This is a genomic window from Micromonospora sp. ATLC20 (assembly GCF_057196585.1).
This window is the reverse complement of sequence record NZ_JBXUOV010000069.1, coordinates 1-13,202: the sequence shown is the minus strand read 5'-3', so window position 1 is coordinate 13,202 and position 13,202 is coordinate 1. Positions and strand designations below refer to the sequence as shown.

12 protein-coding genes are annotated in these 13,202 nt (G+C 74.8%); 6 read left to right on the top strand and 6 right to left on the bottom strand.

Going from position 1 to position 13,202, the window contains the following annotated elements:
• Position 1 precedes the first annotated feature (1 nt).
• Together AC2CHG_RS16425 and AC2CHG_RS16420 are read right to left on the bottom strand one after the other, a co-directional pair.
• Entirely contained in the window at positions 2–2,725 is a 2,724-nt protein-coding gene (locus tag AC2CHG_RS16425; RefSeq protein ID WP_484525056.1) for an FtsX-like permease family protein, read from the bottom strand.
• Positions 2,722–5,907 (bottom strand): ABC transporter permease, encoded by a 3,186-nt coding sequence (locus tag AC2CHG_RS16420; RefSeq protein ID WP_484525055.1) that lies wholly within the window; start codon positions 5,905–5,907, stop codon positions 2,722–2,724. Before AC2CHG_RS16420 ends, AC2CHG_RS16425 begins: the two co-directional genes overlap by 4 nt.
• A 258-nt stretch (positions 5,908–6,165) precedes the next feature.
• Here AC2CHG_RS16420 and AC2CHG_RS16415 point away from each other — a divergent pair, with 258 nt between their 5' ends.
• A complete protein-coding gene (locus tag AC2CHG_RS16415; protein ID WP_484525054.1) occupies positions 6,166–7,011 on the top strand; it encodes a hypothetical protein in 846 nt (281 codons plus the stop codon).
• A 27-nt stretch (positions 7,012–7,038) separates the two neighbouring features.
• On the opposite strand, the gene ligD is transcribed toward AC2CHG_RS16415, so the two are convergent.
• A complete protein-coding gene (gene ligD / locus AC2CHG_RS16410) occupies positions 7,039–8,064 on the bottom strand; it encodes a non-homologous end-joining DNA ligase (protein WP_356954318.1) in 1,026 nt (341 codons plus the stop codon).
• Positions 8,065–8,111: 47 nt separating this feature from the next.
• Here ligD and msrB point away from each other — a divergent pair, with 47 nt between their 5' ends.
• Complete coding sequence (gene msrB, locus AC2CHG_RS16405) at positions 8,112–8,522, top strand: peptide-methionine (R)-S-oxide reductase MsrB (RefSeq protein ID WP_013284828.1); 411 nt, start codon at positions 8,112–8,114, stop codon at positions 8,520–8,522.
• 8 nt (positions 8,523–8,530) lie between these two features.
• Here the strand turns inward: msrB and AC2CHG_RS16400 are convergent, their stop codons facing one another.
• The gene (locus tag AC2CHG_RS16400; RefSeq protein WP_262013517.1) at positions 8,531–8,806 is read right to left on the bottom strand and encodes an isoamylase early set domain-containing protein; all 276 of its coding nucleotides are present in this window, start codon (positions 8,804–8,806) and stop codon (positions 8,531–8,533) included.
• A gap of 155 nt (positions 8,807–8,961) precedes the next feature.
• On the opposite strand from AC2CHG_RS16400, the gene AC2CHG_RS16395 reads away from it, so the two are divergent.
• From AC2CHG_RS16395 to AC2CHG_RS16380, 4 genes are all read left to right on the top strand, one after another.
• Positions 8,962–9,222 carry a hypothetical protein gene (locus AC2CHG_RS16395; RefSeq protein ID WP_030503017.1) on the top strand — a complete coding sequence of 87 codons (261 nt, stop codon included), beginning with the start codon at positions 8,962–8,964 and terminating at the stop codon, positions 9,220–9,222.
• 54 nt (positions 9,223–9,276) lie between these two features.
• Positions 9,277–9,948 (top strand): hypothetical protein, encoded by a 672-nt coding sequence (locus AC2CHG_RS16390; RefSeq protein ID WP_463840022.1) that lies wholly within the window; start codon positions 9,277–9,279, stop codon positions 9,946–9,948.
• 107 nt (positions 9,949–10,055) lie between these two features.
• Complete coding sequence (locus tag AC2CHG_RS16385; RefSeq protein WP_355507162.1) at positions 10,056–10,499, top strand: GNAT family N-acetyltransferase; 444 nt, start codon at positions 10,056–10,058, stop codon at positions 10,497–10,499.
• Positions 10,500–10,605: 106 nt separating this feature from the next.
• Positions 10,606–11,706, top strand: coding sequence for a lytic polysaccharide monooxygenase auxiliary activity family 9 protein (locus AC2CHG_RS16380; RefSeq protein ID WP_435586508.1), 1,101 nt, complete (start codon positions 10,606–10,608; stop codon positions 11,704–11,706).
• A gap of 46 nt (positions 11,707–11,752) precedes the next feature.
• On the opposite strand, the gene hemQ is transcribed toward AC2CHG_RS16380, so the two are convergent.
• Complete coding sequence (gene hemQ / locus AC2CHG_RS16375) at positions 11,753–12,454, bottom strand: hydrogen peroxide-dependent heme synthase (protein WP_357209228.1); 702 nt, start codon at positions 12,452–12,454, stop codon at positions 11,753–11,755.
• A partial coding sequence (gene hemG, locus AC2CHG_RS16370; protein WP_484525053.1) for a protoporphyrinogen oxidase occupies positions 12,451–13,202 on the bottom strand: 752 nt, incomplete at its 5' end. The genes hemQ and hemG, both read right to left, overlap by 4 nt.

Below are 13,202 nucleotides of genomic sequence, written 5' to 3'. Positions count from 1 at the left end.
GTCAGCTCTCCTCTCCGAGCCGCAGCACCTCGCCGAGGCGCAACCGGCGGTTGTTCACGGCTTCCACGGTGATCGCGAAGCCGAGGGCCAGCATGGCCAGGACCGACACCCCGGCCACCAGGCCGGGTTCGAAACTCGGGCGCACCTCCACGCCCCCGGTGAAGGCGGGCAGCCCGAGCACCGGTGTGAGCAGCAGCGGCAGCAACGCGCCGACCACCGCCCCGGTGAGCACCGACACCAGCACCAGCGGCGTCAGCTCCACCATCAGCAGGCCGCGCCACTGCCGGCGGGACAGGCCCATCGTGCGCAGCCGGGACAGCACCTGCCCGCGCGAGCGGGCCCCGGCGAGCACCGCGAGCGCGAGTCCGAGCAGCCCCAGCGCGGCGCCGCCTCCGGCGCCGAGCACGAAGCCGAACACCAGCAGGCCGTTCACGCCGGTGCCGCCCAGGTCGGCGCGCACGGCCGCCCGGGTCGTCACCTCCGGCGCGCGGGCCTTGTCCCCGGCGTCGACACCGCCGATGCGCAGGTAGCGCCGCTGCCCGTCCCGCGCCACCCGGTCCACCTCGGCCGCGTCCACGCCGGACCCGGCGAGCACGAAACCGGTGGGCGCGAGCTGGTGCGGCGCGTCGGCCGGCAACGCCGGCCACGGCAGCACCACGAACCGGCGTACGCCCTCGCCGACGAGCGCGAACTCGTCGACTGTGGCGGCGGTCCGCACCGGCAGCCGGTTGCCCTGCACGTCCAGCCAGGCGGGCCGCTCGCTCCCGGCGTCGGCGAGCCCGGCGTCGGCCAGTTCCTCGGCCACCGCCGGGGACACCAGCGCCGGCAGCGGCGTGCTCCCGTCGGCGCGGGCCCGCACCGGGTCGGGCACGTCCACCGGTACGCCGGCCTGCCGTGCCACCTCGGCGAACCGCTCCCCGTCCACGAGCACCACGCGCAGCTCGGTGACCGGGGCGGGGCGTCCGGCGCGGTCGGCGTACGGGCGTTCGGCCGGCACGGTGAGCAGCGGCGCGACGGCGCGTACCCCGGGCAGTTCGGCCAGCTTCTCCGCGGTGTCCGGCGTGAAGCGCTCCCCGCGTACCAGCAGGTCACCCGGCACGGCCTGGGCGGCGGCGGTGTCCCGGCCGGTCTCGATGCCGGTCGCCACCACGCCGCAGAACGCGGCGGTGGCGACGGCCAGCACCACCACGACCAGCGGCCCGGTGCTCGCGGCCCGGCCCGCCCGGGCGGTGCCGAGGAACGCGACGCTGCCACGCGCCCGGGCGGCGACGCGGCTGACCAGCCGCAACGGCCAGGGGTACGCGCGCAGCGCCAGCAGCGCCGCCGCGATCGCCAGCAGCACCGGTACGGAGACCAGCAGCGGATCCACCGAACCGGCGGTGAGCCCGCGGCGGCGCAGCAGGAACGCGCCGAGCACGGCGAGCCCGAGCACGACCACCTCGACGGTGAGCCGGACGGCGGGTGACCGGCCGCCCAGGTCGGCGCGGCCACCGGCCCGGCGGCCGACGGCGAGCGCGGCGAGCGGCGGCAGCAGCGTGGCCAGGAGCCCGGCGATCACCACCCAGCGCCACGACGCACCGGTGCCGGGCAGCAGCCCGCCGAGCAGCCAGCCGATCCCGGCCGCGGCCGGCAGCACCAGCAGCGATTCGGCCAGGCCGCGGCGCAGCACCGCGCCGGTCGAGCCGCCGCGGGCCCGGATCAGGTGGAACTCGGCGCGGCGGCGGCGCGCGGCCAGCCGGGCGGCGAGCAGCGTCAGCCCGGCCAGCGTGGCGAGCAGCCCGGCGGCGATGACCGCGAGCAGGGTCTGCGCGGCCGCGAGGGAGTCGGCGAAGCGCCGCAGCGGGATGTCCACGCCCTGGCTGAGCGTCGCCACGGCGGGACGGGTGCGCTCCAGCCCGTCGACCCCGGCGATGAGCGCGTCGAGGCGGCCCGGTTCGAGCCGGTCCGGGGCGATCCGGTACCGCCAGCCGAAGCTCACCGGCCAGCCGGTCGCGACGGCCTCGTCGACGCCCCCGTCGGCGGTGTAGGCGACGCCCACGAACGGGTCGCCGTCGCCCTCGGGCGGGGTGAGCTTCAGCATCGACGGAAGCGTGTCCCAGACGCCGTCGGCCGGGTCGTTCGGCCGCCACACGCCGACCAGTGCGACCGGGAGGGACTTGAGCACGTTGTCGTCCTGGTCGAGGATCAGGAGCAGGAACCGATCGCCGGTCTTCACGCCGAGCGTGCCGGCGATCGTCTCGGCGAGCGTCACCTCGACCGTGCGGGCCGGGGCGACGGGGCGTTCCGGCCACCGCCCGTCGACCAGCGTGGCCGCCTCCTTGATGCCGGTTCCGGCGCGCAGGTGCACGTCGATGAGCCCCTTCTCGGGGGCGAGCGTCGGGCCGCGCAGCCGCCCGGGCACGCTCTGGGCGACGTACCAGCGCTCACCGATGGCGTCGTGTACCTCGGCGGGCATCGCCTCCTCGATCCCGGCCAGCTCGGCCGCGTGACCGGTCACCGCGGCGCGGGTGGACGGCGGGAACGCGGTCGGCGCGGTGCTGTACGTGAGGTCGCGGCGGGCCACCGGCTGCCCGGCCACGTACTCGGTGAGGCCCTGCCCGGTCAGCCGGTCGGCGACCCGGGGCACGCCGGTGATCAGCAGGGCGGTCACCAGGGTCAGGACGGCGAGCAGCAGGAACTGCCCCCCGTATGCGCGAACCCGGCGCGCGGCACCAGGAAGGCTCATCGTTCTCCTCCGATCCGGAGCTGCGCGGCGGCGACCCGCTGGCGGATGCCTGTGGTGATGAGGGCGGCGAAGGCGAGCGCGGCGAGCAGCAGCCCGGCGGCCGTCGCCCCGATCGGCACCCAGGGCACTGTGAAGACCGCCTCGGGCACCGGCCGGCCGGCGGCCGGGGTGAGGATCACCAGCGGCACCATGGTGGCCGCGACGAGGGCACCGACGAGCATGCCGACGCCGACGCCGATCGCGGCCAGGAACGTCTGTTCCGCGAGGTACGCGCGGGCCAGCAGCCGGGTGTTCGCGCCGAGCGTGTTGAACACCGCGAACTCGGTGAGCCGGCGGCGGGTGGTGGCCCAGACGTCGACCGCCAGCCCGACCAGGGCGAGCAGCACCGAGCCGAGCGCGGCGGCCAGCAGCCCGGTGCGCGCGCCCTGCCAGTACGGATCCTCGGCGGCCTCGGCGGCCACCGCCCGCCGGTCCAGCAGCACCGTGCCGCCGGTCGAGGCGAGCGCGTCGGCGGCGGCGGTGTGCCCGCCGGGCGTGGTGCGCAGCCACCACTCGGCCACCGGCCGGACGCCGCCGCTGCGCTCCAGGAGCTGCGTGGTGGCGGTGGGCAGGTCCACCAGCACCCCGTCGCCCCCGGTGCCGGGGATCGCGGCGACCTGGCCGACCACAGTGACCTCGAGCGTCACCTCGGCGACGGACAGCTTGACCGTGTCGCCGGTCTTGACGCTCATCGCGGCGGCCACGCCGGGGGTGACGAGCACCGGCACCGGACGGTCCGGCGCCTGCGGCACCAGCGCGAACCGGGACGAGGGGATCCGGGCGAACTGCAACAGTCCGGCCGGTACGTCGAAGCCCTGCGTCCCGTCGATCCGGGTCGGGCTCGCCTTCGCGGTGTCGCGCGGCCCGGCGCCCGGATCGATCACCCGCCACGCCCCCTCCACCGGCACCGGCAGGGCCGCCCCGGCGGCGTCGGTGAGCCGCAGCTCGTCCAGGAGCAGCCGATAGGAACTGCCGGTGGCGTCGCCGCCGTCGGCCTCGACGCCGGCCAGGCGCATCGGGACGCCGCCGCTGTCGGGCAGCGGCACCGAGAAACGCACCGGCTTTCCGTCGCCGCCGGCCTCGGCCAGCCGGACCCGCCAGGTGGCCCCGGCGTCGGTGGTGAACAACGCGGTCACCGCCACCCGGGGCCGGTCGAACATGCTCTCCACCGGGGTGCGCACGGTGCCGGACAGCGTCTTCGCCCCCTCGGGCAGGACGCCGCCGGCCGGCGCGGTCCGGCCGTTCGCGAGCCGGTCCAGCAGGGCGCCGGTGGACGCGTCACCGCCGGCGTCGTCGAGCCGGATCATCCCCTTCGCGGCGGCGGCGTCGAACGCCACCACGGTGGCCGGCCGGGCCTCACGGCCCACGCGTACGTCGTCGCGCCAGGCGGGCAGCACCCGGTCCACGCCCGGCACGGCGGCCAGCTGGGCGGCCCGATCCGCGGGGGCGGTGCCGTCCCGTTCGGTCAGCCGCAGGTCCGCGCCGACCGTGTGCTGCGCCTGGTCGCGCTGCGAGCGTTCCCAGGAGGCCACCAGCGACCAGGCGAGCGTGCTGCCGCCGACGGCGAGCGCGAGCAGCAGCACCGGGCCGGCGTGCGGGCGGCGGCCCGCCTGCCACATGCCGAACATGGTGGCGTTCCACGTGCGCCGGTCGACGAAGCGTTCCGCGAGCCGGGTGGTCGGCGGCAGCAGCCGCAGCGCGATCACCGCGCCGGCCAGCACGCCGATGGTGGGTGCGGCGGCCAGCAGCGGGTCGATGCCGAGGCTGCCGTTCGCGCCGGCCAGCGGCGAGGAGTACTGCCGCAGCTGGGTCCAGGCGAGCACGGCGAGGGCCACCAACGCGATGTCCACGCTCGCCCGCTGCACCGCCGCGCCCCGGGAGGGGCGGGACCGGGCCGCCATGTCCGCGACGTACGTGCCGGCCCGGCGCATCGCCGGCAGCACCATGGCGAGCAGGCAGCCGACCGCCGCGCCGACCGCCACCACCCACACCCGGGCCAGGTCGCCGTCGGCAAGCCCCAGGTCCGCGCCCAGGTAGTGGATCGCCTGCCCGGTCAGCGCCGGGGCCAGCAGCAGCGCCGGCGCCACCACGAGCGTCGCCTCGCGTACGGCCAGGCCGGCGATCTGCCCCCGGGCGGCGCCCCGGGCCCGCAGCAGCGCGGTCTGCGCCCGCCGGTCCTCGTTGAGCAGCGCGGCCACCAGCACCAGCGCGTACCCGCCGAGCACCACGATCAGCAGCAGCGGGGTGAGCAGCGCGGACCGGCCCACCAGGTCGGCCCGGCTGAGCCGGTCGACGAGCCGGTCCAGGTGGCTGACCTGCTGTGTCGAGGAGCCCAGGCCGGTGGCCTCGGGCAGCTTCCCGGTGATCTCGTCCAGCGCTGTGGTCACGGCGGGCAGCCGGGCCGGCTCGACCGCCACCAGGTCGGGGTCGACCACCCAGGCCGCCGACGTGGAGCCCGGGAAGGTACGGGCGAAGTCGGCCGGGTCGAGCGCGAACGGCCCGTACGAGGTGATCTCCGCGTCGCCCTGGCTCTCCCCCACCCCGGGGGCGAGACGCCAGTACGCCTCGGCGGCGTCCCGGGGCCGCCACGTGCCCACGACCACCACGGTGCCGGCGCGTTCGGCGCCCCGGTCGTACAGCGGCACCCGCTCCCCGACCTCCAGGCTCAGTTGCGCGGCCACCTTCTCCGGCAACGTCACCTGCAACGGGTTGCTGCCGGGCACCGGCCACGCCCCGGCGGCCAGCTCGGCGTGCGCGGGCAGGTCGTCGAGCGTGGCGAGGTTGGCGAACATCGGGTCGTCGTCGGTACGGGCGGCACCCACGTCACCGGTCAGCTCCCGGCCGGTCCCGGAGCGGGTCCCGGCCACGGTGACGGGAGCGCCACCGAGCCCGTTCGCGAACTGCTCCCGTACCGCCCGGTCCCGCTCGGCGAACGCGGCGGCGTCGGCGCCACCGGAGCCGCTGATCAGCAGGCTGCGCTCCTCGGCCGGGGCGGCGTCGAGCACCGCCCGCGCGCCCGCCTCGACCGCCCGGCGGTTGTAGTCGGAGAGCCCGGTGACAAGCGCGACCGCGACGAGTGCCGCGACAGCGGCGGCGAGCAGCAGCCCACGGGCCTCTATCGCCCGCCTCCACACCAGCTTCATCCGACGTCCTCTCCTGGCCCCGGCGGGCCGATGCCGAGAGAGAGCAGTGAAGCCCCGGAAAAGGTTCGCGCCCGTTACATGATCGTTATCGGTCCCCCCGCACCTCCCCGTCGATCTTGGAGTTGTGGCACCTCGAATGCGTGCTGTGCGGCTTTTGGGAACGACCACAACTCCAAGATCGACGGCCACCACCGGCGCGAGGACGAGCGCTGTCCACAGGGGCGGACGGGAAGGACGATGGGGCGGGAAGGTGGGCGGGTGTGGCGGTACGGGGAGTTGCTGGCGGGTGGGATGAGCCGCGGGGCGGTACGGCACCAGGTGGGGGCGGGACGGCTGGGCCGGCTGTCCCGGGGTGTGTACGGCTGCACCGACGACGAGAAGAGCCGGTTGCGCGCCCTGTTCCGGCGACTGCCGCCGGGAACCGTCGCGGGGTTCCACACCGGCGCGAGACTGCACCGGTTCGGGGCGGTTCCAGGCGACCGGGTGCACGTGATCGTGCCGCCCGGCGTGAGCGCCCGGCGCATCCGGGGCGTGGTGACGCATCAGACGGTGCTGCCGGTGCCGGACGCGGTGGAGATCGCCGGCATCCCCTGCGCGCCCGCCGCCCGCTGCGCCGTGGATCTGGCCCGGGTGCTCCGGCGGGCGGACGCGCTGCCGGTGCTCGACCTCTGCCTCCGCGCCGGCGCCTGCCGCCGCGACGACCTGCTCACCGAGGTGGCATGGCACGCCGGTCTGCGGGGAGTACGGCAGGCAGGGGAACTGATCGCGCTCGCCGACCCGCGCCCGGAGTGCCGGCAGGAGAGCCAACTGCGTCTGTTGCTGATCGACGGCGGGCTGCCGCCGCCGGAGCCGCAACTGTGGGTTCCCGACCGGGACGGGATCCCGATCTACCGCCTCGACCTGGGCTATCGTGACCGGCGCATCGGCCTGGAGTACGACGGCACCTCCCACCTCGACCCCAGTCGGCTGCACCACGACCGTTCCCGGCTCAACTGGCTGGCCGAGCACGGCTGGCGCATGCGGGTCTACACCGCCACCGACCTCTACCGCCGCCCCCGGCACATCGTCGCCTCGGTGCGGAGCATGCTCACCGCTTCCGCCTGAGCCGGCGGCACCCGAGCAGGGGCCGTGTCAGGAGCGGGGGCGGTCGCGGTCCTTCGACGGCTGGACCCGCTTCGGCTCGCCGGGCATCTTCGGGTATTCGGGTGGATAAGGCATGTCACCCAGCCCGTCGGCGGCGTCCCGCTCGGCCCACTCCAGCAGCGGCGTGATGTCCCACGGGGCGTCGTCGATGCCGGCGTGCGGGTCGCCGCGCTCGGCGAACCGGGCCGGCACCGTGCCCAGGTGGAAGTCGTCCGGGTCGACCTCGGGCAGCTCGTCCCAGTCGACCGGGGTGGAGACGGTGGCGCGGGCGTTGGCGCGCAGCGAATACGCGCAGGCGATGGTGCGGTCCCGTGCCATCTGGTTGAAGTCGACGAAGACACGCTCGCCCCGCTCCTCCTTCCACCAGGCGGTGGTGACCAGCTCGGGGCGGCGGCGTTCCAGCTCCCGGGCCAGCGCGATGGTGGCGCGGCGTACCTCCACGAACGTCCAGCGCGGCTGGATGCGCAGGTAGACGTGCACGCCCCGGCCGCCGGAGGTCTTCGGCCAGCCGGGCACGCCCAGCTCGTCGAGCAGGCCGCGCAGCTCACCGGCGGCGGTCACCGCGTCGGCGAAGTCGGTGCCGGGCTGCGGGTCGAGGTCGACGCGCAGCTCGTCGGGGCGGTCGGTGTCGGCGGCGCGCACCGGCCACGGGTGGAACACCACTGTGCCCATCTGCGCCGCCCAGGCCACGTGGGCCAGGTCGGCCGGGCACAGCTCGTCGGCCGGGCGGCCGCTCGGGAAGGCGATCCGCGCGGTGCTGACCCACGGGGGCACGCCCCGCTGCGGCACCCGCTTCTGGAAGAACATCTCCCCCTCGATGCCGTCGGGGAAGCGCTGGAGCGTCGTCGGCCGGTCGCGCAGGGCGCGCATGATCCCGTCGCCGACTGCCAGGTAGTAGCGGAAGACGTCGGCCTTGGTGAAGCCCCGCTGCGGGAAGATCACCCGATCGGGGCTGCTCAGCCGCACCGTGTGCCCGGCTACCTCGATCTCCTCGACCGCACCCTTGCCCGCCATCACGCGACCATATGCGATGCCACCGACACCCGACGTACCGTTGAGGGGTGAGTCTTTCCGACAACGAACTGCCCCGTACCGAGGACGAATGGCGCGTGCGGCTGAGCCCCGAGGAGTTCCGGGTGCTCCGCGAGGCCGGCACCGAGGCGCCCTGGACCGGTGAGTACGTCGACACCAAGACCCCCGGCGTCTACCACTGCCGGGCCTGCGGGCTGGAACTGTTCCGCAGCCAGGACAAGTTCGACTCGCACTGCGGCTGGCCGAGCTTCGACGACGCCATCCCGGGCGCGGTCAAGGAGATCCCGGACAACACGCTCGGCATGCGGCGCGTGGAGATCCGCTGCGCGCGCTGCGACAGCCACCTCGGGCACGTCTTCGAGGGTGAGGGCTTCACCCCGAAGGACACCCGGCACTGCGTCAACTCGATCTCGGTACGGCTGGAGCCCAGCGCCGGCTGACGGCGGCGTCACAGCCTCAGCAGGCCGCCGGCCTCGTCCACCTGGTCGGCGGCCTCGTCGTCCAGCCACACCCCGCCGGTGGCGAGGTAGCGGAAGCGGTACTCCCCCGGCTTCAGCCGGACCGTCACGGTACGGGTGCCGTCGCGGCGCGGCACCAGCTCGTGCCGGCCGGGCTCCCAGCCGTTGAAACAGCCGACCACGCTCACCGTGCCGGCCGGGGCGTCCCGGGGCAGCGAGAACGTCACCCGGGTCTGGTTGCCGAAGAGCTTGTTGCGCTTGATCACGAATCCTCCGGGGATGTTCGGCGGTCACCGGGGTCAACGCGCGACACGCCGGGAGCGACTCGCCGTAGGGCCGGATCAGGTTCGCCGGTTCCGGTTGCTCGAAGGTGTCGTCTGCGCAACTCTCGGATGACAGGTCCGTTTTCGGGGGGTTTCGCATGGCAACCTGCGAGGTTTGCGGTAACGACTACTGGATGGCGTTCGAGGTGCGCACCGTCGACGGGTCGCGGCACACGTTCGACTGCTTCGAGTGCGCGGTGCACAAGATGGCGCCGATCTGCGAGCACTGCCAGATCAAGATCGTCGGGCACGGCGTCGAGGTCTCCGGCCGTTTCTTCTGCTGCGCCCACTGCGCCCGCGCCGTCGAGGGCGAGCAGGGCGCCGAGGTACGCGACGCGGTCGGCGCCCGCCCCGCCTGACGCGGGCGCTCCCGGGGCGCCCACCGGCGTCGATCTCCGTCTAGCATCCCTCCGGTGTCCCGACGGATGATCATCGCGGCGGCTCTGACCGCCGCCCTCACCGGCTGCTCTCCCGCCACCGAGCCCGCCCCCGCCACCGATCCGGCCCTCGTCGCGCCCTCGCCCACCGACGGCGGCGCCGCCGCGGCGCTGCGCGATCGGTACGCGGCGACCGGCAGCCTGGCCGGCCTGGCCGAGAAGCCCGAGAACGCCAGCGAGCAACTCGACTCCGACGGCGTCGCCTGCGGTCGCCCGCTGCCCCTGCTCGACCGGCGGCTCGTCGTGTCGACCCGGGTCTTCGGCACGCCGGAGGGAACACCGGCCGGCGAGTTCGTCGAGGTGGCCCAGGAGACGGTGGTCTATCCGGACGAGGCGACCGCCGCGGACGCGGTCCGGCAGATCTTCGGCGTGCTGGAGGCGTGCGAGCGCGACGAGGAGGCCGGCCAGGTCACCACCGGCCACACCGCCGGGAAGCTGCCCGCCGGGCTGGGCGTGCCGGGCCGGATGGTGTCGGCCACCATGACCCTGTCCGACGGCACCCGTTTCCCGCACCGTTACGGCTGCCTCCAGCAGGGCCGGGTGACCCAGTGCGTCTGGGTCTGGACCCGCTCGGCGGCCGACACCGGCACCTGGTTCGAACGCGCCGTCACCGCCACCGCAACCGGGCTGCGCGCATCGAAGGGCTGAGCCGGCGCGCTGAACCGGCACGCCGGACCGCGCTGGCCCGGCGCGCCGGACCGCCGCGCGCCGGGGTGTGCACGACCGGCCGCAGACGCGCCGCCTAACCTGGGCCGATGCCCGTCGAGTCCCACCTGGCAAGCTTCGCCGACCTGGACACCAGCACCTTCCACGACCTGCTCCGGCTGCGCATCGACGTGTTCGTGGTCGAGCAGTCCTGCCCGTACCCGGAACTGGACGGCCGGGACGTCGAACCCGGCACCCGCCACCTGTGGCTGAGCCGCGACGGCGCCGTGGTCGCGTACCTGCGGATCCTGGCCGACCCCGGCGGCGTCGCACGGATCGGGCGGGTGGTGGTGGCGCCGGCGGCCCGCGGCGCGGGCCTGGCCGGCGCGCTGATGACCGAGGCGCTCGCCGTGGTGGGTGACCGGCCGTGCGTGCTCGACGCGCAGACGCACCTGGTCGGCTTCTACGCGGGGCTCGGCTTCGAGGTCAGCGGCCCCGGTTACGTCGAGGACGGCATCCCGCACACCCCGATGCGCCGCGACCCGACTCATTGACGTTTGTCGCTTTTTGTGGCAGCGTGCGGGCGGAGCCGCCACGCGGGAGAGGGCAACTCCCGACAGTCCGGGCGTCGTGCACCGACACCCCATCCCGGAGGCTTCCATGTCCACTCCGTACCGCCGCCCCTTACCGCTCGCGGCGGCGATCCTCGCCGTCTGCGCGGTCGTCGCGGCGTTGCTCACCACCGCGTTCTCCGGCCCGGCCTCGGCGCACGGGTCGGTGGTCGACCCGGCCTCGCGCGCCTACAGCTGCTGGCAGCGCTGGGGCGGCGACTTCCAGAACCCGGCCATGGCCACCCAGGACCCGATGTGCTGGCAGGCGTGGCAGGCCGACCCGAACGCCATGTGGAACTGGAACGGCCTGTTCCGCGAGGGCGTGGCCGGCAACCACCAGGGCGCCATCCCGGACGGGCAGCTGTGCAGCGGAGGACGCACCCAGAGCGGCCGCTACAACGCGCTCGACACCGTCGGCGCCTGGAAGACCGTGCCGGTCACCAACAACTTCCGGGTCAAGTTCTTCGACCAGGCCAGCCACGGCGCCGACTACATCCGGGTGTACGTGACCAAGCAGGGGTTCAACGCGCTCACCTCGCCGCTGCGCTGGAGCGACCTGGAACTGGCCGGCCAGATCGGCAACACCCCGGCCAGCCAGTGGACGCGTGAGGTGGACGGCGTGTCCATCCAGATCCCGGCGAACGCGCCCGGCCGCACCGGCCGGCACATCGTCTACACGATCTGGCAGGCCAGCCACCTGGACCAGTCCTACTACCTGTGCAGCGACGTGGACTTCGGCGGGTCCGGCCCGACCACCCCGCCGACCAGCACGCCGCCCACCAGCACCCCGCCGACGAGCACGCCGCCCACCAGCCCGCCGCCGACCACGCCGAACCCGGCCGGTGGCTGCACCGCGACGTACGCGATCACCGGTTCGTGGGGCGGCGGCTTCCAGGCCGACGTGAAGGTGACGAACAACAGCGGTTCGCCGATCCGCGGCTGGTCGGTGAGCTGGAACTACCAGAACGGTCAGCAGGTCAACTCGGCGTGGAACGCCACCGTCACCACGAGCGGAACGCTCGTCACGGCACGCAACGTGGCCTACAACGGCTCGCTCGCGCCGGGTGCGAGCACCTCGTTCGGCTTCACCGGCTCGGCCGGTGCGACGAACCCGGTGCCCGGCATCCTGTCCTGCACGACGACCGCCTGACCCGGGATCCGGCCGGGGCCGCACTCACGGCCCCGGCCGGGCACCCTCAGACCAGGCAGTTGACGATGTCGGCGACCGGGCGGCGGCGGCCGGTGTAGAACGGGATCTCCTCCCGTACGTGCCGGCGGGCGCCGGAGGCGCGCAGGTCACGCATCAGGTCGACGATCCGGTGCAGCTCGTCGGCCTCGAACGCCAGCATCCACTCGTAGTCGCCGAGCGCGAACGAGGCCACCGTGTTGGCCCGCACGTCCGGGTAGCCCCGGGCCATCTTGCCGTGCTCGGACAGCAGCTCCCGCCGCTCGGCGTCGGGCAGCAGGTACCACTCGTACGAGCGCACGAACGGGTAGACGCACAGGTAGGCGCGCGGCTGCTCGTCGGCCAGGAACGCCGGGATGTGGCTCTTGTTGAACTCGGCCGGGCGGTGCAGCGCCATCTGCGACCAGACCGGGGTGAGCGCCCGGCCCAGCGTGGTGCGGCGGAACCGCAGGTACGCGTCCTGCAGCGCGTCGCTGGACGACGAGTGCCACCAGATCATCAGGTCGGCGTCGGCGCGCAGCCCGGACACGTCGTACGTGCCCCGGATCGTGACGTCCTTGCCGGCCAGCTCGGTGAAGAGCGACTCGACCTCGTCGACGACGTTCTCCCGCAGCGACGGCAGCGGGCTGGTGGCCCGGTACACCGACCACATCGTGTAGCGGATGGTCTCGTTGAGCTCCCGCAGCCGCGCCGCGTTGGTCTGCTCGGTCATGCTGCCGATCCTCCCAGTGCCATGATGATCTCTTCGGCCGCCGTCTCGCCGGAGCGGACGCAGACCGGAATGCCGACGCCGTCGTAACCGGCGCCGGCCACCGCAAGCGTCGGGTGGGCGGCGCGCAGCGCCGTCCGGACCGCCGCCACCCGGGCGGTGTGCCCGGGCGTGTACTGCGGCAGCGCGCCACCCCACCGCTGCACGTGCCGGGCCACCGGGGCCGGCAGCGGTGCGCCGAGCACCGCCGACAGCTCCCGGTGCACCGTGTCGGCCAGGTCGTCGTCGGTGAGCTGCAACGACGTCTCGTCGCCGTACCGGCCCACCGAGGCGCGCACCAGCGCCAGCCCGTCCGGCCGCCGCAGGTGCCCCCACTTGGTGGTGAAGAACGTGGACGCCTTGATCGTCAGCCCCTCACCGGCCGGCACCAGGAAGCCGGACAGCTCCGGCAGGGCCGGGCCCGGCAGGGCGAGGGTGATCAGGGCGACGCTGGCGTAGTCGAGCGCGCCGACAGTGTCGGCTGCCTCGGGCGCGGCGGCGGCGAGCAGCCGGACGGCCGGGCGGGCCGGCACCGCGAGCAGCACCGCGTCGGCCTCGACGTGCTCGGCGTCGCGGGTCGGCCCGACGGTGAGCCGCCAGCCGGACGGGGTGCGGCGCAGCTCGCGTACCGCGGCGCCCCGGCGGATCGTCGCCCCGCTCGCCGTCGCCGCCGCCTCGACGAGCGTGCTCAGCCCACCGGCCAGGGTGCCGA

Bases quoted from the DNA above. Each gene is read 5' to 3' on its own strand.
- ligD (WP_356954318.1), bottom strand. From the start codon at position 8,064: ATGGCGGGCAAGGGTGCGGTCGAGGAGATCGAGGTAGCCGGGCACACG.
- AC2CHG_RS16385 (WP_355507162.1), top strand. From the start codon at position 10,056: ATGCCCGTCGAGTCCCACCTGGCAAGCTTCGCCGACCTGGACACCAGC.
- AC2CHG_RS16420 (WP_484525055.1), bottom strand. From the start codon at position 5,907: ATGAAGCTGGTGTGGAGGCGGGCGATAGAGGCCCGTGGGCTGCTGCTC.
- AC2CHG_RS16425 (WP_484525056.1), bottom strand. From the start codon at position 2,725: ATGAGCCTTCCTGGTGCCGCGCGCCGGGTTCGCGCATACGGGGGGCAG.
- hemQ (WP_357209228.1), bottom strand. From the start codon at position 12,454: ATGACCGAGCAGACCAACGCGGCGCGGCTGCGGGAGCTCAACGAGACC.
- AC2CHG_RS16395 (WP_030503017.1), top strand. From the start codon at position 8,962: ATGGCAACCTGCGAGGTTTGCGGTAACGACTACTGGATGGCGTTCGAG.
- AC2CHG_RS16380 (WP_435586508.1), top strand. From the start codon at position 10,606: ATGTCCACTCCGTACCGCCGCCCCTTACCGCTCGCGGCGGCGATCCTC.